This window comes from Micromonospora xinjiangensis (assembly GCF_056150165.1).
Genome location: NZ_JAXCFO010000008.1, coordinates 21,018 through 47,308, shown reverse-complemented (window position 1 = coordinate 47,308; position 26,291 = coordinate 21,018). Strand labels below are relative to the sequence as shown.

General features: G+C 68.4%; 23 protein-coding genes. 15 read left to right on the top strand and 8 right to left on the bottom strand.

All coding sequences use genetic code 11. The annotated features are described in order from the left end of the window. Positions 1–238 precede the first annotated feature (238 nt). From SM573_RS25390 to SM573_RS25380, 3 genes are all read left to right on the top strand, one after another. Entirely contained in the window at positions 239–2,122 is a 1,884-nt protein-coding gene (locus tag SM573_RS25390; RefSeq protein WP_474617234.1) for a hypothetical protein, read from the top strand. A 365-nt stretch (positions 2,123–2,487) separates the two neighbouring features. Continuing rightward, positions 2,488–3,042, top strand: a complete 555-nt coding sequence (locus SM573_RS25385) for a hypothetical protein (protein ID WP_474610910.1) — start codon at positions 2,488–2,490, stop codon at positions 3,040–3,042. A 381-nt stretch (positions 3,043–3,423) separates the two neighbouring features. Further along, positions 3,424–3,903 (top strand): hypothetical protein, encoded by a 480-nt coding sequence (locus tag SM573_RS25380; protein ID WP_474617233.1) that lies wholly within the window; start codon positions 3,424–3,426, stop codon positions 3,901–3,903. 470 nt (positions 3,904–4,373) lie between these two features. Here SM573_RS25380 and SM573_RS25375 read toward each other — a convergent pair whose 3' ends face one another. The 4 genes from SM573_RS25375 to SM573_RS25360 all read right to left on the bottom strand — a co-directional run bounded on the left by SM573_RS25375 (position 4,374) and on the right by SM573_RS25360 (position 7,384). After that, complete coding sequence (locus SM573_RS25375) at positions 4,374–5,612, bottom strand: MFS transporter (RefSeq protein ID WP_474617232.1); 1,239 nt, start codon at positions 5,610–5,612, stop codon at positions 4,374–4,376. A gap of 199 nt (positions 5,613–5,811) precedes the next feature. Continuing rightward, on the bottom strand, positions 5,812–5,967 hold the full coding sequence (locus SM573_RS25370) for a hypothetical protein (RefSeq protein WP_474617231.1): 156 nt from the start codon (positions 5,965–5,967) through the stop codon (positions 5,812–5,814). A gap of 16 nt (positions 5,968–5,983) precedes the next feature. Beyond that, complete coding sequence (locus tag SM573_RS25365) at positions 5,984–6,928, bottom strand: NADP-dependent oxidoreductase (protein WP_474617230.1); 945 nt, start codon at positions 6,926–6,928, stop codon at positions 5,984–5,986. Positions 6,929–7,042: 114 nt separating this feature from the next. Next, positions 7,043–7,384, bottom strand: coding sequence for a hypothetical protein (locus SM573_RS25360; RefSeq protein WP_474610914.1), 342 nt, complete (start codon positions 7,382–7,384; stop codon positions 7,043–7,045). Positions 7,385–7,833: 449 nt separating this feature from the next. Between SM573_RS25360 and SM573_RS25355 the strand changes: the two genes are divergently transcribed. The 3 genes from SM573_RS25355 (at position 7,834) to SM573_RS25345 (ending at position 10,589) form a co-directional block, all read left to right on the top strand. Then, entirely contained in the window at positions 7,834–8,214 is a 381-nt protein-coding gene (locus tag SM573_RS25355) for a nuclear transport factor 2 family protein (RefSeq protein ID WP_474617229.1), read from the top strand. Between the two features lie 223 nt (positions 8,215–8,437). Then, positions 8,438–9,733, top strand: coding sequence for an MFS transporter (locus SM573_RS25350; RefSeq protein WP_474610916.1), 1,296 nt, complete (start codon positions 8,438–8,440; stop codon positions 9,731–9,733). A gap of 199 nt (positions 9,734–9,932) precedes the next feature. Further along, positions 9,933–10,589 carry a TetR/AcrR family transcriptional regulator gene (locus SM573_RS25345; RefSeq protein ID WP_474617228.1) on the top strand — a complete coding sequence of 219 codons (657 nt, stop codon included), beginning with the start codon at positions 9,933–9,935 and terminating at the stop codon, positions 10,587–10,589. A 228-nt stretch (positions 10,590–10,817) separates the two neighbouring features. Here SM573_RS25345 and SM573_RS25340 read toward each other — a convergent pair whose 3' ends face one another. Next, positions 10,818–11,462, bottom strand: a complete 645-nt coding sequence (locus SM573_RS25340) for a DNA-3-methyladenine glycosylase family protein (RefSeq protein WP_474610918.1) — start codon at positions 11,460–11,462, stop codon at positions 10,818–10,820. 136 nt (positions 11,463–11,598) lie between these two features. On the opposite strand from SM573_RS25340, the gene SM573_RS25335 reads away from it, so the two are divergent. Beyond that, entirely contained in the window at positions 11,599–12,345 is a 747-nt protein-coding gene (locus tag SM573_RS25335) for an SDR family oxidoreductase (protein WP_474610919.1), read from the top strand. Between the two features lie 154 nt (positions 12,346–12,499). Here the strand turns inward: SM573_RS25335 and SM573_RS25330 are convergent, their stop codons facing one another. Further along, the gene (locus SM573_RS25330) at positions 12,500–13,147 is read right to left on the bottom strand and encodes a TetR/AcrR family transcriptional regulator (protein ID WP_474617227.1); all 648 of its coding nucleotides are present in this window, start codon (positions 13,145–13,147) and stop codon (positions 12,500–12,502) included. Between the two features lie 132 nt (positions 13,148–13,279). Here SM573_RS25330 and SM573_RS25325 point away from each other — a divergent pair, with 132 nt between their 5' ends. From SM573_RS25325 to SM573_RS25305, 5 genes are all read left to right on the top strand, one after another. Then, positions 13,280–13,543 (top strand): carboxymuconolactone decarboxylase family protein, encoded by a 264-nt coding sequence (locus tag SM573_RS25325; protein WP_474617226.1) that lies wholly within the window; start codon positions 13,280–13,282, stop codon positions 13,541–13,543. A 108-nt stretch (positions 13,544–13,651) separates the two neighbouring features. After that, complete coding sequence (locus SM573_RS25320) at positions 13,652–14,443, top strand: isocitrate lyase/PEP mutase family protein (RefSeq protein ID WP_474610922.1); 792 nt, start codon at positions 13,652–13,654, stop codon at positions 14,441–14,443. Between the two features lie 60 nt (positions 14,444–14,503). Further along, positions 14,504–15,151 (top strand): nitroreductase family protein, encoded by a 648-nt coding sequence (locus tag SM573_RS25315; RefSeq protein ID WP_474610923.1) that lies wholly within the window; start codon positions 14,504–14,506, stop codon positions 15,149–15,151. A gap of 43 nt (positions 15,152–15,194) precedes the next feature. Further along, on the top strand, positions 15,195–15,575 hold the full coding sequence (locus SM573_RS25310; RefSeq protein ID WP_474617225.1) for an MmcQ/YjbR family DNA-binding protein: 381 nt from the start codon (positions 15,195–15,197) through the stop codon (positions 15,573–15,575). A 44-nt stretch (positions 15,576–15,619) separates the two neighbouring features. Continuing rightward, positions 15,620–16,531: an NADP-dependent oxidoreductase gene (locus SM573_RS25305; protein WP_474610925.1), complete on the top strand. Its 912-nt coding sequence runs from the start codon at positions 15,620–15,622 to the stop codon at positions 16,529–16,531. A 579-nt stretch (positions 16,532–17,110) separates the two neighbouring features. Here the strand turns inward: SM573_RS25305 and SM573_RS25300 are convergent. Beyond that, positions 17,111–17,719, bottom strand: a complete 609-nt coding sequence (locus tag SM573_RS25300) for a TetR/AcrR family transcriptional regulator (protein WP_474610926.1) — start codon at positions 17,717–17,719, stop codon at positions 17,111–17,113. A gap of 65 nt (positions 17,720–17,784) precedes the next feature. On the opposite strand from SM573_RS25300, the gene SM573_RS25295 reads away from it, so the two are divergent. Together SM573_RS25295 and SM573_RS25290 are read left to right on the top strand one after the other, a co-directional pair. Then, positions 17,785–18,123 (top strand): hypothetical protein, encoded by a 339-nt coding sequence (locus SM573_RS25295; protein ID WP_474617224.1) that lies wholly within the window; start codon positions 17,785–17,787, stop codon positions 18,121–18,123. A gap of 599 nt (positions 18,124–18,722) precedes the next feature. Then, positions 18,723–20,285: a family 43 glycosylhydrolase gene (locus SM573_RS25290; RefSeq protein ID WP_474617223.1), complete on the top strand. Its 1,563-nt coding sequence runs from the start codon at positions 18,723–18,725 to the stop codon at positions 20,283–20,285. An 86-nt stretch (positions 20,286–20,371) separates the two neighbouring features. On the opposite strand, the gene SM573_RS25285 is transcribed toward SM573_RS25290, so the two are convergent. After that, a complete protein-coding gene (locus SM573_RS25285; RefSeq protein WP_474617222.1) occupies positions 20,372–23,341 on the bottom strand; it encodes an immunoglobulin-like domain-containing protein in 2,970 nt (989 codons plus the stop codon). 488 nt (positions 23,342–23,829) lie between these two features. Here SM573_RS25285 and SM573_RS25280 point away from each other — a divergent pair, with 488 nt between their 5' ends. Then, positions 23,830–26,271 (top strand): CehA/McbA family metallohydrolase, encoded by a 2,442-nt coding sequence (locus tag SM573_RS25280; RefSeq protein ID WP_474617221.1) that lies wholly within the window; start codon positions 23,830–23,832, stop codon positions 26,269–26,271. The last annotated feature ends 20 nt before the right edge of the window (positions 26,272–26,291 follow it).

The window sequence follows — 26,291 nt, the reverse complement described above, 5'->3', positions numbered from 1 at the left end:
GCCCGACCACAAGCGAGGGTGTCCATGCTGACCGCCTGGGCCACGGCGTCGCGACGGCACCGACGCGACAAGCCGATCGGCGTCATCCACCTCGACCCGGCCACCGTCCACATGCTCGCCGGCCTGGGGAGGCACCACGTACGCCTCGCCGCACGGGAGCCATCGCCGCCAGGAGCGGTCCGGGATGGAATCCGGCATTCCGGTGAAACCGGGGCAATGAGTGCGTAACGTGCCGGCCATGGTCTCTCGCACCTGGCGCAACCTGTTGCTCACCGCGCTCGGGATGGGCGTGCTCGCCGGCGCCGGCCAGCTCGGCATAGGGTTCGGCTTCGGCATCGTCCAGCTCACCGCGGTCTCCACCGGCGCCACCGTCAACCAGTGGCCCGCCCAGCTCGTCTGGGTGGGCTGGTTCGCGGCGCACGCCGCCATAGCCGGCACCGTCGTCACCGCCCGCCTCGCCCGCCGCTACGGAGTGCCGGGGAGCTCGGGAAGACTGGTGGCCCTCGCCGTCGCCGCCGCGCTGGGCGCGACCGTCGTGGCGCCGCTCTGCGTCCGGCCGGCCCAGGCCGCCGAGCACTTCTCGGTGGACCCGATCTGGGCCGTCAGCATCTGCGCGACCCTCGGCGCGCTGGTCGGCGCGGGCGCCGCGGTCGCCGCACTGCTGAAGCCGCCACTGGGATGGAACCTGGCGGCGGTCGGCGGCGTCGTCTGGCTGCTCGTGTTCGTCTCGGTCGTCCCGTCGCTCGCCAGCGCCGGACCCCTGCCCGCCGTACGGCTCGGTGTGCCGCAGCCGGCCGGGCTCGACGCCGACACGGCGCAGCGGCAGGCGATCCTGATCCTGCCGGCGGCGGCCCTGCTCATCGGCGCGGTGACCGGCGGGCTGGCCCGCTGGCGCGGGCATCCGCCGCTGGTCAACGGCGCGACCGGCGCGGCCGGCACGGCGCTGGTCGCGTTCGCCTACCTGACCGCCGGTCCCGGCAACGCCGTCGACCGGTACCAGATCACGCCGTACTACGGGGCGCTGCTCGCCGTCGCCGCCGGCGTGCTCGGTTCGGCCGCCGTCGCCTCCTTCCGCTGGCCGCTGCGGTCACGCGCAGCTGACGTGCCGGTGGCCGAGCCGACCGACGTCCTCCGTCCGCTCTCCGCCGCCCCCGCCGTACCGCGGGCCGCAGACGGTACGGCCGACGAGCCGGAGCCCGTCGACCTGGCCGGCACGTTGGCGATCACCGGCGCGAAGCTCCCGACCGCGACCGCACCGCCGGACTTCGGCACGCCGGGGGGCGACCGGGACGCCAGCGCCGCACCGGCCCACCCCGCGGCGGGGACCGCCGCGGCGACCGTCCCCGCCGCGTTGGCGGCCCCCGCCGCACCCGAAGACCTCGCCGCGCCCGCCGATGCCGACGACACTCCGGAGACGTCGGAACCGGCCCCGGCGACAGCAGCCCACCTCCCCCCGCGGCCCGACGGGGACAGCTCCGGGACGGCGCAGGCGGGGGCCGACAACGCCGGACCCGACGAGGTGCCGCCCGACGCGGCACTCGTGGCCCCCGGGACCCGCCGGATGTACCAGCCGCCGAAGACCGACCGGACACGGGTTCAGACGACGTGGCCGGTCGTGCCGGCGCGGAGGATGCGACCCTCGACCGAGCCCGCTCGGGGCGCCGAGGCGACCCACCCGGCCGGCACGCGGGAGAGGCTCGAACCGGCGCTCCCACCTCGGCACCGGCCGCCCCTGCCCAACCCGAACCGGGCCGCGAACTGGGACGCCCTCGCGACCGCCCCGCGCGTCGGGCCCCCGCCGGCGACCGACGCCGCGCCGGCCCGCCCGACCGGGGCCGATCCGGTCGCGAAGGTCCCCGCGCCGGCCGCCGCGGCACGCGCCGTCGAGGCGGGACGGGCCAGCGGGCGCGGCGGCGGCCGGTTGGGCCTGTTCCGGCGCAACAAGCCCCGGGCCGACGGGGGCGGAGCGGGCACCCCGGCGGACGGCGAGGCGCTACCGAGCCAGGACGCCGAGTTCGTCGACTGGGTGACCCGGCTGGGCAAGCCGGTGGCGGACAGCGATCCGGATCAGGGGAACCGCCCCCGGTCACTCCACTCCACCGGCCGCGACCACAGCGACTGACCTCCACCGTCCGGCCCGCCGCCGCGCGCACGACCCGAGCACGCTCGCGGGCTGCGCAACTGGGTCGTGGTCGGTGATGCTGGGATCGGCGGCCGGCGGGTGCGCTACCGCGGCGGCGCTCCACGGCCGCGCCGCTCCCGACGCTCGTCACCGACCACGGGCTCCAGCGCACCCTCTCCGCCGTGAACGCAGAGGGTGCGCGCTGCCGTGGATCTCAGCGCGCTGCCACCACCCTCCATCCCCACGGGGCATGCCGCACCACTCCCTCCCACGGGGGAAGCGGGTGGCTCGGTGGAGGGATTCACTCCTATCGACGTGCGGTGATGCTGAACAGGTCAGCCGACGGGATAGTCAGAAGGAGCGACATGTTCAGGTCAGCTTTGCGTGTGGTGGCGTTGGCGGCGGTGGCGGCAGCGGGGGTGGCGGGGTCGCCCTCCGTCGCGCAGGCCCAGCAGTCCGAGGCGATGAGCGTCGCGACCGGGTGGTCGGTCGTCGCCGGGTTGGGACATTTCGTGTACGACGAGCCGGGCGTGGTTGGGCACCGCATCTGGTTCGGTGTCCAGGCAGTGACGGCCCCCGAGGGGTCGACGCGCGGCCACTTCCTATACCGGCATGAGCTGCCGGACGGCACGTTGGTGGGGCAGGGACGAGCCGACGTGACGTGTCTGAAGGTCACCGGAAACGTCGCGGTGTTCACCGCGATCGTCCCTGAGGGCCAAGGCAATGTGAAGAACCACGGCTACTACGTGAAGATCATCGACGGCGGAAGTGAGCCCGACGAGATTGTCGACGCTCAGGCGCAGAACGGGCCGGAGCGGCCGCCCACCCACTGCCTCGACCCCGAGACCGACCTCCCCCCGGGATCCCCCCAGCGACCCCGGTACCCGGTTCTCACGGGCGGATACGCCGTCCATGGCTGAGTGATCCGGCACGCTGGGGCCCGGCATCTGCCCGGCCCCAGCGTGGGCCGATCGCCGGCGTCGCCATCCCGGTTCGTGTCGTTCCGGCTCGGTCGGTACCAGGCGGCAATGTGGGTGAAGTCGTCAAGACGCCGGGCAGATATCTACGAGTTCGGTGCTCGCCGGTCAGCCCACATGCCTCCGAGCAATCCGGGTCGCCGGACCGGTTGATGGGATGCCTCCAGTCACGTGGAGGTCGACGTGCCGCTCGGCGGCGCGGAGCACTCGTCACCACTTCGCAGCGGATCGCGATCGTCTCGTCTCATCAAGAGACCGGAGGTGCCATCTTGTTGGACTATATAGTCCATATAACTATGAAAGGAAGAGCTAGGGAGATTAGACATGGACTCTGTAGACCACTGCGGCGAGGGTTCATCGGTGGAACGTGGCAGACGCTCGGGCTCGTGGGGTGTCTCTGAACCGCCCGGCGATGCCCTGGCCTTGGGATGGTCACTGCTGTGCGGCCTGGATTCACTCGAAGACCTGGCGCGCTGGCGCGATGAGATCATCGACCTGCACCGGGAACTGATCCTCGGCACGTCCAACGTGCCCGATCTTGCCAGCCGCGTGCGGGACGGCGACAGATCGAGAGTGGCACATGCCATCGCGATCGCCACACGGGAGGCGTTGGCGGCCGGCATCAAGCGGATGCGGGACAACGGTGAACTGGCGGTCGACGCAGATCCGGCCAGGCTGGCGACGGGCTTGACGGCCGCTTTGCAGGGCGGATCGCTGCTGGCGAGAACAAGCCGGGATATCGCCCCGTTGGGGGCTGCGCTCGACTTGGCCCTGAGCTATGTCCGCTCGCATTCGGCCAGGTGAGCGCCGCACTTGTCAGGCCGGGAGTAACGGCGTCGGTCGCGAGTGTCCCGACATCCCGCACGGGACGCAGGCCGGCTTCGACCAAGGTTTTCCCACTCGACGAAGGCCTCTGCCAGGGCCATACGAGCGACCTCGTCTTGGTCGGAGACCTCTGCGGCGATCGAGCCGACGAGACAGCCGTACGCGCCCCTTTGCAGTACGTCGCGCTGGACGAGTACGTTCCGCTTCCATGATCTCTTCGGCGCGGAGCCGAACCGCGGCGCGGACCAGCTGTTCCCTGTCGGCGAAGTGGTGGTGAAGATGATGCGCCGCCTCGTCGCGGCGCCGCGAGGTGTCAGCCTCGGCTCCCCTGCTTGGTGTTCACACCACGAGTGACACCACACGTTCAGGCGGACACGGACTGACGACAGGTAACGTCGCGTCCCCCGGAAGGAATAGGACATGACCGAGCCACACGTCCACCACCTTGATTACTCGGCGTGTCGGCTGTGCCCAGTCGCCTCGGTACGCGGGTTCTGCGCCCCGATGGCGGTGAACAGGGTGGCGACGAGAGCGAGCGCGCCGTATCCGATGGCAATCTGCGGAAGCGAGAAGGTGTTGGAGAGCTGGCCGGCGACAAGGGCGGGGATCGTCGCGCCGCTGTAGCTGAGGAGGTAGATGACACTGAAGGTCGGTGCCCGGTCGGCCAGGGTGATGCCGTGCAGTAGCCCGCGGGTGGCAGCGCTGATGGCGATGCCTTGAGAGGTGCCTGCGACGATCGTCGCGGCGATGAACAACTCGAGCGTACCGGTGGCGATCGCCGCGACGATGCCGATCATTCCCGTCAGGAAGCCGATCATGCCGATGCGTTGGGCGGTTGCGGGTGCGAACAGGCCGCCGAGGGGAGCACCGAGGACGCTGGGACCCATGTAAGCGGCGAACACCAGTCCGACGACGAGTGGGCTGCTGGTGTGCAGTTGATCTTCGACCAGTGCGGGCACGAACGCTTGGTAGAAGGCGCCGGCCGCCCACGTGGCCAGGAATACCGCCGCCGCGACCGGGAGCAGACTCCTGACCCGTGCCGGCACGTAGACCCGAGGTCGCAGGGATCGGCGAGCACCCGGCATCCCAGTCACGGTCTCCGGGCTGACGGCAATGAGAGCAACAGACAGGAGCAGAAGGCCGATGACAACCAGGAAGGTGAGCTCACGCGGCCAGGGACCGAACTGGACCAGGGCGCCGGAGACGACAGCGCCGACGGCGAGACCGAGCATGACTGTCTGGCTGGAAGCCACCGACGTCAACCAGGCCGGTCTGGCCGGTGCCGCGTCGACGATGTAGGCGGTGAGGCTGCTACTGGCCAGCCCAGCGCCAAGGCCCATCAGGAACCGAGCCGCGGTCAGGATGCCGACGTCGTGCACATTCAACAGCAGCACACAGCCCAGCAGAAGCAGGACCAGGCTGGCGATCGAGGTGGGGCGCCGGCCCAGATGACTGGACAGGCGCCCCAGCACCAGCAGCGTGGCGAGAGTGGCGACGGAGTAGGCGACGACGGTCATCGAGATACCGGCGTTGGTGAACCCATCCTCCGCCCGGTAGATGTTGAACAGCGGGATCGTTGAGCCCACCGCCACGAACACGGCCGCCAGGGAGACCACCGCGGATATGAAGGCCAGCCGGAACGTTCTGTCCCCGCCGGCCGCGTCGGTCACCGGTGCCGTGTTGAGCATCGAGCTGCGCCTTTCTGTTGTCCTGAACCACCCTTTGGCTACCGCATGGTGCTCACCCGAGCACCAGATGCCTCGCGACCAGGAACGTCGCCCGATCGGTGTCAGGCGCCCGGAGCGATCGCACAGGCTGGTACACAGTCCCCGGTGCCCTCACGCTTCTGGTACACGTGGGCCGTGTGCGAACCAGGGAATGCCAGGTTCAAAACGTCGGCATATTCCGGATGGAAATGGACGAGAGCTGCGGCGGACGGGCACGTCGCGGTGGCGGTCCGTCGTTGCCCGCGCAGCTCGTCGAGCCGGCCACGTCCTGCTCCGCACTGGTCAGCGTGATCACGTCCTTGGGATCACCCGCCATGGTGTCTCCTGAGTTCTTACGGACGAACGCGGACGACCGTCTTCCCGTTGACCCGCTGGGTCGAGCTGAAGGCAGCGACCGCATCGTCGAGGTCCACGATCTGGCCGATGTTCGTCCGTAGGCGTCCGTCCCGCACGCGCTGAGCGATCTCACCCAGTTGGGCGCGATCGGAGACCACAACGAAGTCGACCGCAACACCCTCGGCGGGTCGCATCTCGGCCGGGCCGGTGACGGTCACCAGTGTTCCTCCAGTGCGGACCAGACCCACGGACCGCTTCTGGATGTCGCCACCAAGGACATCGAAGACCAGATCAACCCCGGCGACATCTTCAAAGGCGTCGTTCTCGAGGTCGAGGAAGTCGTGCGCGCCGAAATCGAGCGCCGCCTGACGGGCGGAAGCGCGTCCAGTGCCGATGACGTAGGCGCCGGCCTCGCGGGCGAGCTGGGTCGCCATCGAGCCGACCGCACCGGCCGCGCCGTGCACAAGGACGCTCTGGCCCGCCCGGAGGTGGCCGTGATCGAACAACCCCTGCCACGCGGTCAGGCCCGTCATCGCGATGCTCGCGCCCACCGTGAAGTCGACATCGCCCGGCAGCGGCGCGAGGTTGCGCGCCTCGACGACTGTGTACTCCGCGAGGGTGCCGTCACGAGTCCAGTCTGTGAGGCCGAAGACCCGCTGTCCCACCGACAGCCCCGTCGTTCCATAGCTGAGGGCGGTGACCACGCCGGCCACCTCGTGGCCCGGGATCGACGGCGTCCGGTCACGGCCGAAGCGATCGACCCAGGTCGACGGCCACTCCAGCTCATCCCGAGTGAATCCCGACGCATGAACCTGAACGACGACATCGCCGTAGCTCGCGCCCTCAAGGCTGGCGAGCCTCGCCGCGTCCGGTCCGGGCCGGTCCACCAGCCTCATGCCGGCCGTCCCCGCGGCCTCGTCCGTCACCACGATCGCTCTCACCCGCCACCTCCCTGTATCTCTAGTCCCGGCTCGCGGGCACCTTCGGTCCGCAGCCGTGAGCGGCGTCGGAGCGCGCGTCTGGTCGCGCAGATCGATCTGGCACCGTGGCCGTGGCTACGACGCCGCGCTCTGGTACCGGCCGTCGTAGCGGCCTCCGCTGCGGGTGTCGGTGAAGCTGACGCCCACAGGCACTCCGTTCTCGACGATCCAGCGGACGGTGTACGTCGCCCGGTACGTCGGTGGCCACCACGACGCGAAGGTCCCGTCACCCGCAACAGACCACTCGCCAGCTGACGGCACGCCTCGCTCGACGTAGGTGGTTCGACCATCCGCTGTGAACGATTGGGTCGCACCGTCCGGGAACACGAACTGTGCGGCGGTCAGCGCGGCGATCATGTCCGCCGCATCGACCAGCTGACCATCGACGACGTTCTTACCGGAGGGCGTGCCGTCCATCGAACTCTCCTGACATCGGGCACGACGCTTGCCGCCGCCCTCTCGCAGTTGCACCAACTCGGAACCTGAAACTCTAAGGACTATATAGTCCCGTGTTAGCCAGGCGCGAGGAGGGCCATCGGGCCTGGCTAACTCGCAATATGCTCCAAGCTACCGATGACCAGCAGGACCAAGGATGGACCAGATCGTCCAGCTAGGGTATCGTCTCGGGCGTCATCCACCGGACGCTGCCCCCGCGAGCGGCATCCGTGGGATGACGCCAGCGGCGCACGCTCGCGCTCGTGGCTCGGTGTCCAGCGGTGCCGCGGCAACCACGACGTCTCAGGCAAAGCGGTGCGACGAATCTGACGCCAACTGACCGAACAACCGCGCCCGCCGGCATCGCGTACACGGAACCGAAACAACGTACCCGCGGCGAACGCCGAACCACACGGAGAGGGAGTAAGAAAATGAACGACACGGAGCAGTCCACCGAAGATCTGGCGATCCTCGAACAGCTCAACCTCGACTACATCCGCTCGGACGAGACCAGCGATGCGAAGCGCTTCAGTGAATTCCTCGCTGAGGATTTCATCGTGCAGACGCCGGGTGTCACCCGCAATCGCGAGGAGTACCTCGAATACATCGCCAAGCCCCGACCCATCAAAGACATCACTCTGCGCGACATCAAGATCCGCATCCTCGGCGACGTTGCGCTGATCCACGGCCGCGTCACCTACACCATGATCGCCGATGGAGTGGAGCAGGAAGCGCTGTACACGGACGTGTACCAGAAGCGCGAGGGCAATTGGCTCTGCGTCTCCGCCTGCGCGATCGCCCCGGGCGCCTGACCCACCACCATCTCTGACATCGCAGCCCGGGGCGGACGGCTATCCCCGCCGAACTCCGGACGATCGGCGCCCGCCGGATCAGCGCACCCGGGTACTGGCGCAGTGGCCTCATGCCGCCAAACCGCAGGACGAATTGCTCTGACCGCTCGCGACTCGCACACAAACACGCCAGGCGTTTACAGGGAATAGCCCGCCGGGAGCATACGGTGGGCGAGGAGAACATGTGACCGTACCCAAAGAGGCGACGCCGACACAGCCCGCACCGCAGGTGCACGTGGTCACGGCGTCCTCGTGCACCGCGGCCGTCCCGATCGAACCTGCCACCGCCCGCGAGGCCGCTACTGCCGCAGAGACCGGGAGCAGGCGGGGCTGGTTCTCCGTCGGCGCGGTAGCGCTCGGCGCGTTCATCATCGTCATGACGGAGACGCTTCCGGTGGGGCTGCTGCCGCAGATTGCCGACGGACTGGACGTCTCGCTCGGCCTCGCGGGGCTGATGGTGCTCGTGCCGGGTTTCAGCGCAGCGGTGTCCGCGCCGCTCTTCTTCCTCGGTTCTGGCCGCTTCAACCGGCGCTCGGTCATCCTTGTCCTGGGTCTGACGGTGCTGGTGTCGAACGCGATCGTCGCGGTGGCGCCGAACTTCGTCCTCGTGCTGATCGCTCGTATGCTCTTCGGCGCCACCCTCGGAGCCTTCTGGACCGTGGTCTCACCGGTCGGACCCAAGCTGGTGGGTGCGGCCGGTGGCACTCGTGCCATCACCATCATCGCGGCCGGCATTTCGGGTGGGACGGTGGTGGGACTGCCTGCGGGACAGTTCCTCGGCGACCTCGTCGGCTGGCGCATCACTTTCGGCATTGCGGCGGCGGCGACACTGCTAGTCGTGTTCGTGCAGGCACTCGTGCTGCCAGGTATTCCGCCGGATGGGCGTACGCACCTGCGTGATCTCGTGGGAGTCGTGACACGGCGGGCCGCCCGGCTCGGGATGGCCGCGGGCGCGGTGGTGTTCATCGGACAGTTCACCGCCTGGACGTACATCACTCCGTTCCTGATGGACCACACACATCTGTCCAGCGGCGTGATCTCCCTGCTCTACGTCATCTACGGCTGCGGTGGCATTGTCGGCTCAATCGTCGCCGGATCGCTTTTCAGGCGCGGAGTGATCGGCAGCTTCGCCGGGGCAGCGGCGGTGGTGTCCACATTGCTCGTCGGGCTGGCGTTCGCGGGCACATTACCCTGGCTGGCCGGCCTGTTGCTCGTGCTGTGGAGCCTGTTCTGGGGAGTCGTGAACCCGGGAACTCTGGTCTGGATACTCGACGCGGCCCCGGAAACCCCAGAGGCCGCGTCGGCGGTGAATGTGACGAACCTCCAGATAGCCCTGGCGGCGGGATCTGGCCTCGGCGCGATCCTTGTTTCGTCGACAACCCTGCAGACGGTCTTCTTCACAGCGGGCCTCATCGTCCTCGCCTCAGCCGTGCTTGCCGCGGTGGCGGCACGGTTCGTGACACTTGCCCAGCGGAAATGAGGAGACCGGAACGAGGCGAGGGGACGCGGGCGCGTAGACGTGCCTCTGGCGAGGCAGATTCGCGGTCGTGGCACCGTTCATCAAGCTGGCGGCAACATGCGTTCGCCGTATACCGTCGCGCGAACGCGATATGTTACCGGATGGACTGCAAGGTGCCATTCTCCCTAGATCATCTTCCGTGCTAGATTACACTTCACAGATGAGCGACGAGCAGGTGACTGCGCCCGCGAATCTGCGGAGGATCGGTCAACGGGGCATCGCGACGCGAGAACGGATCCTCGAGGCAGCGAACCGGCTGATGTTCACGCGCGGAGTGAACTCGACGACCCTTGCCGACGTCCGTGAGGCAAGCCAGACGAGCAAGTCCCAGCTCTACCACCACTTCGCCGACAAGCATGAGCTCGTGCGCGCGGTGGTCAAATATCGCGGCGCGCTGGTGATTCAACGTGAGCGAGCACGACTCGAGCGACTGAGCTCATTCTCGGGACTGGTCCGGTGGCGTGACGCGTTGGTCCAGGCCAACTCGCTGAACAACGGCAAGTACGGGTGCGGCCTCGGGTCGATGGCTCTCGAGCTGTCTGATCAGGATGAGCAGGCTCGATCGTCGCTGTCGGAGACGTTCGCGGCATGGGAGAAGCTGATCAGTGATGGCCTGCACCGGATGCGCGACAGCGGCGCACTGCGCCGGGACGCCGACCCGGAGAAGTTGGCCACGGGATTGATGGCAGCGTTGCAGGGCGGCTACCTGCTGGCGAACGCCACGCACGACGTCGCACCCATGGAAGCCGCCCTGGACATGGCGCTGGACCACATCCAATCGTTCCTCGTGGAGCCGCCCGGCGAGCCGACACGTTAATTGATCCCTTTGGTCGTGATCAGTCTGCTCACGGCGGGTGCAAGCAACCGGAGACGCAACAACCCGGCACCGGTCCAGGCCGGCTCGCTTGGGCAACCGCCGCGACTGCCCCGAACGGTCGGTCCCGTCGACCGAGTGCTCTCCCCTTGAGCTACCCGGGCATGGGGATGACGGTCGGCCCGGGTGAGCCACTTTCCGCCGAGAGGGCTCTCGCCCATACCCGCCGCGTCACCGCACATAGCCCCACAGGTACGACGTGGCATACGATCGATACGGTCGCCACGGCTCGCTCCGCTGCTCCGCGCCCTTCGGCGTGATCTTGCTGTTCAGTCGATCGAGTGCCGTGATCGCTTCGCGCACGGCGAGGTCGCCGGCGAGGAAGATGTCCGGTCTGCGCAGGTAATGCAGCATGAACCTCTGCGCCGACGACGGGCCGATACCGGGCACGGCCACGAGGCTGGTCAGAATTTCGGCATCGCTCATCGTCGCGAGATTGTCGATCTCCAGCTCGCCGTCATGGATGCGCTCGCCGAGCGCCCGGATCGTCCAGGCCTTCTGGTGAGACAACCCGACGTCGCGCAGCGTCTGTTCGTCGGCGGAGATGACGCGCTCGGCAGTGATGGCGCCGCCGAGCTGTGCGATCAGTCGACGGTAGATCGCCAAGCTGGATGCTCTGCTGAGCTGCCGCGAGATGACGGCGAACGAGAACCACTCGAGGGGGTTGCCCACCGTGACGGGCAGGTGCGCGTCGTAGGCATCGATCGGCCCGGCCGCCCGCACCCAGCGAGCGAGGGGGTCGTCGAGCGAGCCCAAGTACTCCGCGGCTGCTCGCTGTTCCTTGGTCGCGCTCTTCCCCGTGCGAGTCATGGTCATGTTGCCAACCTTGCAAACTTGGACGATATAGTCCAGTAGGAGTCTTGACTCTGAGCAGGGCAGCCGGACACCACGCCAGCGGCGCGTTGCCATTGGCCCGTTCAGTCCAGGCAACAACGACGATGGAGTGGGTGTGATGTCGGAACGTACGGCCCTGATCACGGGCGGCACCAGTGGGATCGGGAAGGCGACCGCGCGGACTCTGCACGATCGCGGCTACCGCGTTGCCGTCACCGGGCAACGCCAGGAGAGCGTGGCTCGCGCACGGCAAGAATTGCCCAACGATGTCCTGGTTTTGCAAGCTGACGTGCGGTCGCTTTCGGACATCGACAAGGTCGTGTCCGAAGTCGGAGGACAGTTCGGGCGTCTGACCACGCTGTTCCTGAACGCCGGCGTCAACCGTCCGATGACGCTCGAGAATTGGGACGAATCGGGCTACGACGAGGTGTTCGCGGTCAACACGAAAGGGGTGTTCTTCACCCTGGCCAAAGCCTTGCCGCTGCTGTCCGACGGCGCCTCGGTCGTTGTGACGGTGGGTATCGGAGCAACGCGCAGCCTCACCGGCAGCAGCGTCGCGGCCGGGTCACACGGCGCGATGCTGGCCATGATCCCGACACTTGCGCTCGAGCTCGCACCGCGCCGGATTCGGATCAACGCGGTCAGCCCCGGAATGACCGACACTCCGATGACCAGAGCCTCGATCCGGACGGCAACCGATGACGTCGCGGGGACGATGACGGCGATGGCCGAGCACAATCCGTTCGGCCGCCTCGCGACGCCAGAAGACGTCGCGGGGACGGTCGCTTTTCTGGCTTCGGACGATGCCGTTTACATCACCGGGCAGGAGATCGTCGTTTCCGGGGGCGCCGGGTTGGCCATCTGACCGGATTGGTCCAGCCCAGGTGCGAACGTGCCGATCTGGTGGTCGCCATCGGAAGCGGGTTCGGAGCGAGGGCAAGGCGCCGGAGCGCGGATGGACCTTGTCGATCAGGCGGGCGGATTCGGGGTTGCGAATGAACTCACCGCCGACGGACCTACTATCCGTCCGCGCTACGGGAGGATGGTGTCGCGAAGGTCTCGACGTAGTCGAGAGCGGCTTCCAGGGCATCCCTGAGGGGGGAGATGTCCCGGGCGACTTGCGCGAGGAGCATGCCGCCCTGGAACGCGGCGAGGAGCAGGCTGGCGAGCTGCTCGGGGTTGGCCTCACTGCTCAGACGGCCCCGCCGCTGCAGGCGGAGCAGCGCGTCGCGGAAGATCTCTCGCCACTGGGCGAACGCATCCGCGAGCTCATCGTGAACGTCGAGGTCGGTCTTGATGATCTCGCTGGCGAGCGACCCGAGGCTGCAGCCTTCGTGGTAGGCGCGTTCATACCCGATATAGAACGCTGCCCACTTCCGAAACCCCTCGAGGCTCTCGAAGCCGTCGAACTGTTCGCCGCGATGAAGCCCGAGGACGCGTTCAGCCTGCCACTCGATCACCGCCAGGACGAGGCTCTCCTTGGTCTGGAAGTAGTGGTTGATCTGCGACCCGCTGACGCCGGCGGCGCGCCGGAGCTTGTCGTTGTTCGTGGCGTGGACGCCCTCGGCGTAGATGAGCGCGGCGGCGTGCTCCAGTATCCGGGCACGCGTCGCCTGCCCCTTCTCGGTGAGCTTGCGAGGCGCCGGTGCTGCCGTCGTGGACTTCATGAATCGAACCTTACCAAGAGTGGGCTTGACAGCCCAGTCTCGTTGGTGTTGTATCTGGGAAGTGGGCTGCGCAGCCCAAAACTGGCCCCAGGTCGGTTGCCCGACCCCCACTTGGTCCGGAGCGGAGTTCTCATGCCACGCCTGCACGCTCTTGCCGCCGATGAGCCCTCCGCCGACGTACGCAGCACGCTCGACCAGGTCAGCGCGCAGTTCGGCTTCGTACCGAACATGTTCACCATGCCCGCGTCGAACCCGACCGTCCTCGATCTCGTCATGACGGTGCAGACGAAGGCGAGCAGACTGCTGGACGCGAGGACGCGCCACACGATCGCGGTGGCCGTGTCCGAAGCCGATGGCTGCGCCGATGTCGACATCCCGGCCCCCGAGCCGGCATGAGCGCATACCGAACTCGCGAGAACAGCGGCCTGACCGGTCGAACCCCCACCCTGATCAACCTCGCCGGAAAGGGACGACATGTCCGGCTCTGAGCTCTATGAGAAATTCATGGCACTGCACACCCGAGCAGAGGCCCTCGTCATGCCGAACGCCTGGGATGGTGTCTCGGCATTGATCCTGGCGGAAGCCGGCTTCGAGGCCATCGGCACGTCGTCGGCGGCCCTGGCGGCCGCGCTCGGCCGCGTCGACGGACGCCACGGCATCACCCGCGACGAGCATCTCGACCACGCGCAACTGCTTGGCCGGCTCACGGGGTTGCCCGTCAACGGTGACTTCGAGGACGGCTACGGCGACACCGCCGAGGACGTCGCCGTGACCGTGGACAGTGCCGTCGCGCACGCGCTGGCCGGCATCGGGATCGAGGACACCACCGGGAATCCCGATGACCCGATCCGCGACTTCGACGACGCGGTAGGCCGGGTTCGCAGTGCGGTCGTCGCGGCGAAGCGACGCATCGTCGTCACCGCTCGCACCGACAACTTCATCCAGGGGCGCCCCGACCTCGATGACACCATCCGACGGCTGACGGCCTTCGCCGAGGTCGGCGCCGACGTGCTCTACGCGCCGTTCCCGCCCGACCTCGAGTCCCTGGTCGCGATCGTCACCGCCGTTGCGCCCACACCCGTGAATGTTCTCATCTCACCGGCGGACCGGGTGCTGACCGTCTCGGAGCTGCGCAAGGCCGGGGTCAAGCGCATCAGCCTGGGCCCCGCGCTCTACACGCATGCGATGGGCGCTCTCGAACAGGCGGCCGCGGCGCTGAAGGCCGGCGACATCGCCTCGGCCACAACAGGCATCAGCTTCGACCGGGTGGGCGAACTTCTCGCCGGCAAACCCTAGCCGCATCCGATTCTCACCAGCCACAACCGCTCAACTCATCACCACAGAAAGCGCGATGACATGGATCTCGACAAGCTCATGAGCAAGCACCTCAGCCGGTATTTCGACGGCAGCAAGACGATCCCGGACGAGACTCTTCAGCAGCTGCTGAGGTTCCTGCGCTCGGCTCCCACGTCGACGAACATCCAGCCGAATCACTTCTACGTCGTGTCCACCCGGGAGGGCAAGGAGCGGCTGGCTGCCAACCTCGGCGAGCGGTTCCAGGACAACGCCGAGAAGATCCTCAACGCCTCGCACACCATCATCCTCACCACGCGGGGCGATGTGACCGAGAACCACCTCGAAGCGGTGTTCGCCAAGGAGCGGGCGGACGGCCGGTTCGCGGATGAGGCCAAGCAGGAGCGGTGGGAATCGATGACGCGCGACTTCCTGAGCCTGCGCCAGTACAGCTACAAGGACACCTACCACTGGATGGAGAAGCAGACCTACATGGTGATGGGTCTGACGATGATGGCCGCCGCAGAACTCGGCGTCGAGGCCATGCCGCTCGAAGGCTTCGACCCCGTCACCGTTGACAAGGCCTTCAACATCCGCGAGACCGGACACACCACCACCGTGCTGCTCGCGCTCGGCTACCCCGACGAGGCGAAGCAGTACAAGACCCCGGTGTCGCGGTTCGAGCCTGAGCGCCTGTTCACCTTCGTCTGAGGCCTGGCCCAGGCGAACCGATCGCTAGAGGAGTTGATCAACCATGGACGGACAGGAACTCCAGAAGGTCGCGAACGAGTACGCGACAGAGCTGCCGCACGTGACGGTCGAGCACCGTGCTGGCCCGAATTGGGAGCTGTACAAGGTGGGCGGCAAGGTCTTCATGCTCATGACCGACATGCCGGGACACCCCGTCGTGATCCTGAAGGCCGATCCGGACGAGGCCGTTGGGCTGCGCGAGCAGTACGCAGAGATCACGACCGGCTATCACATGGACAAGAAGCACTGGATCACGGCAGCAGGTGGGCGCGGCCTCGACGAGAACCTGGTGAAGGAACTCATCACCGACTCCTACCGGCTCGTGGTGGACAAACTCCCGAAATCCAAGCGGCCTGCGGACCAGGGCACGAGCCCGGCCGCCTGAAACCCGAAGCACGCACGAACAGAATCAACACAGAGGGACAAATCATGATCGGACTCGGTGTTCGAGCCGCCAACGGCGCCCTGGAGATCCTGGACCTTCCGAACCCCCGCCAGCCTGACGCGGGCGAGCTCGTCCTGGAGGTGGTCGCGGCGGGGATCGGCCCGTGGGACGCCCTGCTTCACACGGGCGGATGGGACGTCGGCCTCGTTCCGCCCGCGGCTCTGGGTGTCGAAGCCGTCGGCCGCGTCATCGCGACCGGCCCGGACGAGACCGAATACCGCACGGGAGACCTCGTGCTGGTCCACGAGGCGCCCCTGCCGGGCGGCAGTGGCACCTGGGCAGAGCGCGTCCTGGTCCGTTCCGCGCACGTCGCACGGCTGCCCGATAACCTGGCTCCGGAGATCGCGGCGGCACTCCCGGTCGCCGGGCTCACCGCCCAGCAGGCCCTCGACGAGCTCCACGTCGACGCCACCACCCGCCTGCTCGTCGTCGGCGCCTCCGGCCCCACCGCGTCACTGGCCGTGCAACTCGCCCACCTCCGGGGCGCCGAGATCGTCGCCGGTGCAGGACCGGCCCGCGCCGATCAGCTCCGCGCCCTCGGCGCCAGCGAGGTCATCGACACCCACGCTGACGGTTGGGCGCACAGGAGCGATCGCCGATTCGATGCCGTCCTCATCGCCGCGACGGGCACCGCGGAGGACGCGATCGAACTGCTCACCGACGGAGGCCGCCTCACCTCCATCACCTCGGACGCACCCGACCCGGTTCGCGGAATCACCACCTCGAACCTCTACGTGCGGCCCGACGGACGTGCGCTCGGCGAACTCGCGGCACTCGCCGCCTCCGGCGAACTGAGACTTGACGTCCAGACGGCACCAGTCAAGGACGGCGCCGCGATCGCGGAGCAGGTCGCCGGCGGCCGCTCTGGTGGGGTCAAGTACGTCCTCGAGTTCTGACGTCCGCGGTGGAAGGGCGTCACAGATCGTCCGAAGTGATGGCGTTCGTCAGTCACGTGGGGCCAGCACCTCCGTGGCCCACCGCCCTTCTCCCCCGCCGCTGAGCCATCGACGCGATCGCACACCGGGCGGACACGTGCTGGCCGACTCGGAACGTCTCGAGGGCTTGGAGCCGGTTGACGAAGTCGTTCTTGCGGGGGCGGCGGCTGTGGCGACGCGTACTCCGTGGCGGAGCTTGGCTCGGGAAGAGTCTCGCGCCGCCCCTGTCGGTGGCTCCGATCTGCTCCGCGGCGGTGGGCCTGCGGATGCTGGCGTGGTCGACCGGGCCGACCTGGTATAGGCCGTAGCGTTGTTCAAGGTCGCGGGGGGCGGCGTGCGCCTTCAGGCGCTCGTTCCCGGCCAGGCGGTTTCGCCGACCTGTCGGACGAGCGTGGCCACGATGTGGATGTGGTCGTCGGCATGGCGTACTGCCACCCATCGCACGGCGTCCGGGTCGCCGGCGGGGCGATGCCGACGGCGGCGACAATCTCGCAGCGATGTGGCCCATGGAATCTGCTGCCCGGCCTCGGCCAGCGCCGCTCAAGGGCCGGCCGCCGCCTCCGCCCGGATGCCGTTCAGCAGCAGGCGCAGGCCGTATGCGAACTGCTCGGCCGAGCCCGTCACCGGCAGGTCGGCACCCGGCGGGGCGCCTGGCAGCGCCGAGAACATCTCGCCGAGCTGGCGCCAGCGGGCGTCCGGCTCACCGGCGGCGATGGTCATCGCGAGAGCTGCCGCGACGTACGCGATCAGGGCCTGAGTCGCTCGGACGACGTCGGCGGGTGAGAGCCCGGCCTCGGCGAGTGCGGCCGTCAGGGCGGCGGCGAGGCGCAGGCCGTTGTCCTGTAGGGGCGGACGGGCGGCGACGTGCGAGGCGATGCCCGGGTGCCGGAGGGCAGCCCCGCGCACCGCGGACAGGATGCCGCGTACCCGCTCGTCCCAGGCGCCCTGGGGCACGGTGACGTCGGCGAGGGCGAGGTCGGCGACCGAGTCGAGCAGTGCGGTCCGGTCGGGAAAGTGCCGGTAGAGGGCCATCGGGTCGCAGCGGAGTTCGGCGGCGATACGTCGCATCGTCATCGCCTTGGGACCTTCGGCATCGCCGAGCCGAAGCGCCGCGGCGGTGATCAGCTCAGGGGTCAGGCGACGTTGCACTCGCCCACCCTATCGCTTTCGTCTACAGCGTAGACGGCAGCGGTGGGCACGTCTACGGTGTAGACATGAGTCCTTCGCTCCTTCGCCTGGGCCGGATCGTCGCCGTCGCCGTCAGCGCCGGCACGCTCGCCTTCCTCGTGCCGAACTGGACCACCGACAACCTCTTCCTCGTGCCCGACCTGCTGCTCTCCGCAGCCCTGCTGGCGGCCGCCGCCCTGCCCGCGCGCCACGCGCGCCCGGCGCTGCTCGCCGCGTTCTGTTTCGCGTCCGGCGTGCTCATCACGGCCGTGGCGTCGTACGCGGTCCAGGGCCGGATCGGCATCGGCAGCCTGATCGGGGCGGTCGCGGCCGTCGCCATGGCCGCGGCGCTCCTCCGCCTCCGGTCGCCGGCCGGCGAGCCGTGACCACCGTGCGCCGCCGCGTCGTGGAGGCGTCGGCGGCCCGGAGGTTGACCGGGCATCCATGGTGGTCATTCGGAGTGAGTTGGTGCTATCGCGCAGCCGGAGACGTCCCCGAAGAGTCACGAGGCATTGACGCTTTTGACACGCTCCAGACAGCGACGTTAACATCACCGCAACACTGTTAGCGTTAACAGCCGCTCGGTCGCCGAACCCCTGCTGGACGAGACCGCGCCGGGGGACGTGCGCGCTGGATGGCCAACCGGTCGAGGGACAAGCTCTTCCCTTTTCCTGGCCACCCTCGATGGAGACACCTCACCACCAGCATCAACCACGCCACGCCGGGTGCCCCGGAAATCGCACGCTTCCGCCGTTGTTAGCGCTAACACCATCCAGACGGAGGGTAGGAGCTGATGGTTGTCGAGAGGACCGCCGGCAAACGACGTCGAGGGATAGCGGCTATTGGCCTTGCTCTCTTGGTAGGAGTGGGAGTGGGCCAACTGACACCGATCGTGGCGGCCTCGGCGGAGAAGCCGGCGCCCCCGGGATCGCGGGGTGTCGGGCCGCAAACCCCCGCCGCCAAGGTGCCACTGGCCGGTGTCGACATGACGCAGACCTATGTGAACCCGATCAACCTGCCCGGGATGGCGGTGCGCAACATCGTCGGGACGATGCCGCCCACGGACGCGAATGTCGCCAACACCTCGCAGATCCCGGCCAGCTTGAACCTGGAGACGTGGACGGCAGCGTCCGGGCGGACGCTCGCGAGCCGCTCCACCGTCGGTTTCACCAGGATCTCGGAGAACTCCGCCCGGACCGGGGCCGACTGGTCCGCGCTGAACGTCGACGGGACCATCTATCTCTACGCGTCAGGCGCGATGCAGAACGCACCGAACAACAACCGCACCGTCTGGTCCACCACCGACTACCTGACGTGGACGCCGCATCAGATGAACCTGGGCCTGGTCGCACCGACGGTCGTGCAGATCGGCGACACGTTCTACATGGCCGGCAACAACACGCCGGTCTATCGATCGGACTCGCCCACCGGGCCGTGGACCAGCATGGGGAGTTTCCTGCGCCCGAACGGCCAGACCCTGAGCGTCGGCGACGTGCAGTTCTTCCTGGACACGGACGGCCGGCTGTACCTGACGTACAACATCGGCTCACCGATCATGGGCGCCGAACTCGACCCGAACAATCCTCGTCAGCTCATCAGCGACCCGGTCGTGCTCTGGACCTTCGACCCGCGCCAGGAGTGGCAGCACATCGGTGACAACAAGGCGACCTACACGCACGGGTACGTGGAGGGTTCGCAACTGTTCAAGGTGAGGGACACCTACTACCTCTCGGTAGCGTCCGGTGGCACGGAGTTCACCACGTACGCGACCGGCGTGATGACGTCGGACAAACCGCTCTCCGGCTTCGAGGTCACGCAGCAGAACCCCATCGGCTACGGCAACAACCATCCGAGTGCGGTCTATCCGAACGCCGGACACGGCAGTTTCGTCCTGGACAAGTCCGGCAACCTGGTGTTCTTCTACACCTACGTCATCGGGTACGAGGAGTTCTTCGAGCGGCGCCTGGGAATGGACATCTGCACCGTGGTCCCCGCCGGCCCGAAGCAGGGGGCGATCGACTGCGAGTTGTCCAACACGCCGCAGCTGGCCCCGGGGAAGAAGATCTCGGGCCGGGACGACGTCGGGCTCTACAACGTGGCCACCAACAGCCAGGCGTACTGGGCGAGCAGCTACGCCCCCGGGCGCAACCCGTACTACGGCAGCGACCGGTCCCTGTCCACCTGGTGGGAGCCGGCTGACGGCGACACCGCGCCCACGTACATCAGGGGCTTCGGGACCGTCTTCCACATCTCCGCCGCGCAGATCCAGTGGAAGGAACTCGGGCGCACGTTCACCAAGGACAACGCGGTGCGGTACACACTGGAGTACAAGGACATCCCCACCAACACGTGGCGGCCCCTGGTCGACAGGAGCACGAACACCACCGCGTACACGGCCGACTACGTCACCTTCGACCGGGTGCTGACGAACGCCGTCCGGCTGAAGGTCCTGGGTACGACCGAGAACGTCAAGGTCGGAGTCCACGAGCTCAACGTGTTCGGGGAGAACTACAACCTGGTCGTCGAGAAGGGCATGATCACTCCGTAGCTCCGGTTGCGGGGCCGTGCCGTCAGGAGCGGGCGAGATCACCGGATCTCGCCCGCTCCCTCCTGTGGCCGAGCGCCTCGGGGCGCCTACGCTCGCTTGCGCACCGTCAGCGTCTGGTAGGTGGCGGCGTGGGGCTGGTAGGTCGGGTTGCCGGAGTAGGCGACGTGGACCCGGTAGCGCCCGGGCCGCAGGTCGGCGGTCGGCAGTTCGACGACGGCCTTACCGTCCGCCAGGGGCACGACCTGCACGGCGCCGCCGAAGGTGACGGTGACCTCGCCGGTCGGGGTCGGCGCCTTGTGCTTGCGCCCGCCCGCCGGCCCCACCGTCACGTTCAGTCGGAACGTGTCCCCGCGGACCACCGACACCGGCGCGGCCTTGGCGTGGACCTTGACGGCCGCCGGGCCGGAGGGCACCTCGAACGACGTCGTCGCGTCCGACGCCTTCAGGTAGTCGAACCCGAGGTACTCGGCCTTGACTGTCCGGGTGCCCGCAGGCAGAGCCGCCGGCAGCGTGACCGTGGCCGCGCCGTCGCTCAGGTGGGCGAGCGTCGACCACGAGCCGACGCTGAACCGCACCTGACCGCCGGTCTCGAACCCGTCGGCCGCGGTGACCGTGGCGGTGGCCGTGGTCGTCTGGGCCCCGCTCGCGTACGGCTCGACAGCCACCTCGGTGGTGGTCGTGACGTCGCTGTTCGGGATCCCACGGATGTCGTTCCACTCGCGGAGGGTCAGCGGGATCACGGTGCCGTGACGCGGACGGACGACACCCGCGTTGGTCATCGTGATCGCCTTGGCGTTCCAGGTCGGAGCCTCGATGTTCTCGTGGCACGCGGCCTGGTATCCCCCACCGTTGGTGTACCGGTCGCCCCAGAGGTAGAACTGGCCGGGGCAGGACGTGTCACCGGGGTTGGCCTTGAAGATGACCGGTCCCTCGTACCCCTGGTTGGCGACCCACGTCGTGCGCCCCAGAGCCGGCGCGACCAACGTCCAGTTGTTGATGTTGCTGTCCAGGAAGTTGGTGTGCTTCTCGGAGAAGATGTCCGAGCCCTGGTTGCCGGCCTCGTTCTTGGTCACCCGGTAGTAGTGGTCACCGACCCGGATCGCGGTCGTGTCGATCCGCGACAGCGGGGCCGGGTTCTGCCAGACCTGGGGAGCGGAGAACGTCTGGAAGTCGCGCGTCGTGGCGTACCACATCTGCGCGTTGCCCTGACCGGTGCGGTTCACCGGGTCGTTCCACAACGACTGCGCCCAGAACACGACGTAGGCGCCGATCTCCTCGACCCACAGCGACTCGGGTGCGAAGGCGTTGCCCGCGTTGTCGGGCGCGACCTTGACGTGCCGCTGAGGGGTCCAGTGCACCAGGTCGTGCGACTCGAACACCTCGATGTACTGGGTGTCGTTGATCGCGTAGCCGCCCTGGTCGTACCAGTTCAGGTCGGTGGCGATCATGTAGAAGGTGTCGCCGTCGGGTGAGCGGACGATGTGCGGGTCGCGAAGGCCCTGGTCGCCCAGCTGGGAGATGAGCGACGGCCGGCCTCCGGTCAGACCGGTCCAGTCCAGAGCGGTGTTTCCGTTGGACGTGGCGAACATGATCTGCTCGCCGTCGGCGATTCCCTCGCCCTTGAAGTAGCCCATGAAGTACCGCTCGTACTCCTCGGAACGGGGCAGGGCGGTGATGGTCACCGGGAACGACTTCGTCTGCGAGGCCGATCCCTTGGTGATGCTCGCGGTCAGGGTGGCGGCGACATCGGCGCGGCCGAAGGCCGGGCGGGTCACCTCACCCGTCGGGGTGACGAGGTCGGTGGTCGACCGCCAGGTGATCGTGGACCCGAACTCGCCGCGGGCAGGAAGGTTCAGGTTGCCGCGTACGTCGTCGGTGGCGTACAGGGTCAGGTCGAAGCTGTCACGGCCGACCGCCTGAGCGTCGTCGAACTCGGCCTTCACCACGACGGGGATCTCCCGCGTGGTCACCTCCTGGGCGCCCTTGCGGACGGTCGCCGTCAGCGTGGCCGTCGCGTCGGGTTGCCCCTGCGCGGGTCGGGTGATCCGGCCGGTCACCGCGACCTTGCGTGCGCTGGGAAGGGCCGGCGGGGTGTAGACCGCCACGACCGACGGGTCCGAGCTCGTCCACGTGATGGCCGAGCCCGCCACGGAGCCCACCTTGGGCAGGGTGATGTCACGGACGACCGCACTGGTCAGACCGAGGTCGATGGCGGCGGCGTCGGCGCGAACGCCATCGGAGACGGTCCTCTGCGCCAGGGCGAGTGTCTCGTCGAGGCTCACCGCCCGGTCATAGACCCGGAAGTCCCGGATCGTGCCGCGGAACGAGTAGTGGCCCGACGTCTGCGAGCGACCGAGGAAGTTGCAGTTGGTCCCCGCCGCGTTCACCGACGGCGGTGTGGTCAGGTTCGTCGACGTCGCGTGCAGCACGCCGTCGAGGTAGAGCCGGCCGGTCCAGCTCGTCCCGTTCGCGTTCAACGACTGGGTGTAGGTGACGTGCGTCCACGCCCCCTCGGGCATGCGGACCCGGTTCTGTTGCAGGTTCACCGAACCCACCGCGACCCGGAAGCGCTGGGTGTTCGACGCGAAGATGGAGCCCTGAGCACCGGTGTCGACGTCGCACGAGCCGGACTTGCGACCGAAGCCCCACATCTGGTGCTCGCCGACGTTCGCCGGGTCGATCCAGACGTCGTAGTCGACGGTGAGGTGGGACATGCCGGCGGTGATGTCGTTGGGCAGCTTCACGTACGCGCCGTCGAGGGCGCTCTCGTAGGAGTCGGGGTTGAACCTGACCCCTTCCCCGGTCAAGGTCGCCTTTCCGGGATTCACGAGCGTCGCGTTCGCCGCCGCGCCCGCGCTACCCGAGTTGACCAGCGTCGTCCCACTGGTCTCGTCGAGAGCGAAGTGGTGCACCAGACCCTCGGTGAGCTGCTCCTCGGCAGCGTGCGAGGGCGTCGCGGCGAAGGAGGCGGAGAGAAGCGCACCCAGTGCCAGGACCGCGACACCTCTGCCCTTCCCGCTCAGCCTGGGACGTGGCCTTCGCTGTCGCAGTCTCAATTGATCCTCCTCGACCGGTGGTGGGGCTCCTTCTGAAGTGGACGGTGCTTGTTAACGCTAACAACGGCATGCAGCCAGGTCAACGCACTCCGTGGCGGCCAGCCCGTCGGGCAGTTCTCGATGACAGCGCCCGGGTGCTCGGCGCCGCGAAGGTCATCGCCATCGACGAAGAGCCGTACCGGCTGCGGATGGCCGATCGGGCGGGCTACACCCCGGTCGTGCCAGAACCGCCGCGCCGCCGCACACGACGTTTGTTCGTGCCGATGCTCGCCCGCTCGGGCGGAATCCGTCGGTTGATCAATGCCTGCACCGTACTGCCAGGTAGCTACCGCCGCGGCCATGCCGGATTCACATCCGATTCACCAGGTCGATCGCTTCGGCTGGCTAGCGTCTCCCCGTGCATGACCTTGATCGAACCGGTCGGGTGGTCGCGTAGCGGCAGGTCCGCCGGCGGCGGGTTGACGCGGTTCGCGTGAAATGGGGACCAGATGGAACTAGACCGCAGACAGTTCATCGCCGTGAGCGGCGCGGTCGCCGCCGCCGGACTGCTGCCCGGGGCTGCGGCATGGGCGGACACCGGCGAGGAGCGCAGGCCCGGTGGGCACGACGAGCCGAAGGGCACGTGGCTGCCGGGTGACACCCACGTCCACGACGACCACTCGTCGGACGGGAGCGCCCCGCGCCAACTGTCGAACCAGCGTGATCCGGGGAACCTGCCGGTCAGTGACCAGATCAGCTACGCGGAGTCGGTGGGCCTGGCCTTCATGCCGCTGACCGACCACCGCACCTTCGACCAGCACTGGGATCCGCTCTGGAAGTCCGACCGGCTGATTCTGCTCAACGGTGAGGAGGCGAACGGACCACCACATGCGATCGTGCTGGGCGCGGTGGACACGGTGGTGGACGGTGCCAACCCGCCCGGCTCAGCGCCGTTCCGTCATGTGCAGCAGTCGATCTGGGACGCGCATGCCCAGGACGCGGTCTGGTCGGTCGCCCACCCGGACGACGGCGAGTACACCCCCGCGGGTGGTCCGAACGAGAACGCCAGCGCACAGGGCATCGACACCGTCGAGGTCTGGAACGTCAGCAGCAACCCGGAAGTCGAGATCGAGTACGCCGAGAACCGCTGGAACCACGGGTTCCGCTTCGGCGCGGTAGCGGCGAGCGACAGCCACTTCAAGGAGCTGCGGCCGGCCAACGCCCCCGGTCGACCGACCACCTGGGTCTTTGCCGCGGAACGCTCCGTCCGAGCGATCCTCGACGCGTTGAAGGCGGGCCGGACAACGGTGTCGCTGAGCCCGAGCGGACCCTTCGTCACCATCGAGGCTGACGTCAACGGCGATGGCCGGTTCGAGGCCATCTGCGGCGACGAGGTGATCGTCGCCGACCGCAAGCTGTCGAAGCACGCCGCGCTTCGGGTTCGGGCCAGGTCCGCCGTCGGCATGCGGGTACTCGTCTACGCCGCACCGGGTCGCTCGGCCGGTCCCCTCGCGACCTTCGTACCCACGAAGGATGACCAGACGTACCTGCTGCCGCTCACGCTGACCGGGGATCACAGCTGGTACCGGGTGGAGGTGCGCGGGCCGGGGGAGGTCTCCGGCCGCGACGTCGACCCGAACCTGCCCGACCAGTTGCGCGGTGCCACGTCGCCGGTGTTCGTGTCGGTCAGGCGGGGAGCCGAGCCGGCGCCCGAGATCGCGCTGCCGCAGCCTGCCGACGGTGACGACCGGGCCGAGCTGGTGCTGGGTGAGCCGGGCGAGTTCACCGGCTTCGCCGACGTCGCGGTGGCCGGCCAGGTCACCCACGTGGTCGCCCAGGCCCACCGGGACCACCGTACGACGGTGGTGTACCGCCGGTTAGACGGGCACGGCAACAAGCACGCCGGCAGGGAGATCGTTCTCTCCGGTGATTCCGGCACGGCGCGGGCACCCCGGGTCGCGGCCTCCGGCGAGGACGTCTGGGTGGTGTGGCAGGACTCCCGTGGCCACGAGCAGCCCCACCGGCCGGAGATCTACCTGCGCCACAGCCGCGACGGCGGTAAGAGCTTCGAGTCCGCGGTGCAGCTCAGCAACGGCCAGGGCCGTGCCGAGCAGCCCGCGCTCGCCCTGCTCGACGACCGGCACCCCGTGGTGGCATGGGCGCAGAACGGCGGTGGCGCGTTCGACGTCCACGTTCAGGTGGTCGGGGTCGACCCGACCCCGGTCAACATCTCCGCCGTCGGCAAGGCCATCGTTCCCGGTACGCCGGACGACGCCCGCTCGCCGATCCACCCGGCCTCGCTGTTCCCGTCGGTGGCGGTCACCGAGCACGGGGGCATCGTCGTCACCTGGCAGGACAACCGGTTCGATCCGGACGCGGGCTGGACCGGCCACACCCCGCCCCCCGGCCAGGCCGCCAGCGGTGGAACCAACCCCGACAACTGGGAGATCGTGGCGGCGGTCCGGAGCAGCCGGTCGGAAGGCTGGGGTGCGCCGGTGCGGGTCAGCGCCAACGACAACGCGGCCGACCGTCACCCGAGCGTCGCTGTGGGCCGTGACGGCACCCTGGTTGTCATCTGGGAAACCAAGGCACTCTCCGCCTCCGGGGCCAACCTGTCACTGCGGGCGAGCCGCTCGGCCGACGGCACGACGTGGTCGGCCGCCGAAGCGGTCGGTCTCGACGCGAACGCCATGAGCCAGCGTCCCCGGCTGGGCGTCGACCCGGACGGCTCCGTCCGCGCGGTCTGGTACGACTCCCGCTCCGCCGACTGGCGCTGGAAGGTCTTCACGTCCCGCCTGACGGCAACGGGCTGGACGCCGGCTGTCCAGGTGAGCACGCGGGGAAACGGCACCTGGCCGGCGGTCGACAACCGAACCGTGGTCTTCACCAGTGATCGAGAGGCGCAGCGCAGCCAGCGCGACGGCACGCAGGGGATCTACCTGTTCGCGTGACGCACGGAGAACGTCGACTG

Bases quoted from the DNA above. Each gene is read 5' to 3' on its own strand.
- SM573_RS25390 (WP_474617234.1), top strand. From the start codon at position 239: ATGGTCTCTCGCACCTGGCGCAACCTGTTGCTCACCGCGCTCGGGATG.
- SM573_RS25385 (WP_474610910.1), top strand. From the start codon at position 2,488: ATGTTCAGGTCAGCTTTGCGTGTGGTGGCGTTGGCGGCGGTGGCGGCA.
- SM573_RS25380 (WP_474617233.1), top strand. From the start codon at position 3,424: ATGGACTCTGTAGACCACTGCGGCGAGGGTTCATCGGTGGAACGTGGC.
- SM573_RS25375 (WP_474617232.1), bottom strand. From the start codon at position 5,612: ATGCTCAACACGGCACCGGTGACCGACGCGGCCGGCGGGGACAGAACG.
- SM573_RS25370 (WP_474617231.1), bottom strand. From the start codon at position 5,967: ATGGCGGGTGATCCCAAGGACGTGATCACGCTGACCAGTGCGGAGCAG.
- SM573_RS25360 (WP_474610914.1), bottom strand. From the start codon at position 7,384: ATGGACGGCACGCCCTCCGGTAAGAACGTCGTCGATGGTCAGCTGGTC.
- SM573_RS25355 (WP_474617229.1), top strand. From the start codon at position 7,834: ATGAACGACACGGAGCAGTCCACCGAAGATCTGGCGATCCTCGAACAG.
- SM573_RS25345 (WP_474617228.1), top strand. From the start codon at position 9,933: ATGAGCGACGAGCAGGTGACTGCGCCCGCGAATCTGCGGAGGATCGGT.
- SM573_RS25340 (WP_474610918.1), bottom strand. From the start codon at position 11,462: ATGACCATGACTCGCACGGGGAAGAGCGCGACCAAGGAACAGCGAGCA.
- SM573_RS25335 (WP_474610919.1), top strand. From the start codon at position 11,599: ATGTCGGAACGTACGGCCCTGATCACGGGCGGCACCAGTGGGATCGGG.
- SM573_RS25330 (WP_474617227.1), bottom strand. From the start codon at position 13,147: ATGAAGTCCACGACGGCAGCACCGGCGCCTCGCAAGCTCACCGAGAAG.
- SM573_RS25325 (WP_474617226.1), top strand. From the start codon at position 13,280: ATGCCACGCCTGCACGCTCTTGCCGCCGATGAGCCCTCCGCCGACGTA.
- SM573_RS25320 (WP_474610922.1), top strand. From the start codon at position 13,652: ATGGCACTGCACACCCGAGCAGAGGCCCTCGTCATGCCGAACGCCTGG.
- SM573_RS25315 (WP_474610923.1), top strand. From the start codon at position 14,504: ATGGATCTCGACAAGCTCATGAGCAAGCACCTCAGCCGGTATTTCGAC.
- SM573_RS25310 (WP_474617225.1), top strand. From the start codon at position 15,195: ATGGACGGACAGGAACTCCAGAAGGTCGCGAACGAGTACGCGACAGAG.
- SM573_RS25305 (WP_474610925.1), top strand. From the start codon at position 15,620: ATGATCGGACTCGGTGTTCGAGCCGCCAACGGCGCCCTGGAGATCCTG.
- SM573_RS25295 (WP_474617224.1), top strand. From the start codon at position 17,785: ATGAGTCCTTCGCTCCTTCGCCTGGGCCGGATCGTCGCCGTCGCCGTC.
- SM573_RS25290 (WP_474617223.1), top strand. From the start codon at position 18,723: ATGACGCAGACCTATGTGAACCCGATCAACCTGCCCGGGATGGCGGTG.
- SM573_RS25280 (WP_474617221.1), top strand. From the start codon at position 23,830: ATGGAACTAGACCGCAGACAGTTCATCGCCGTGAGCGGCGCGGTCGCC.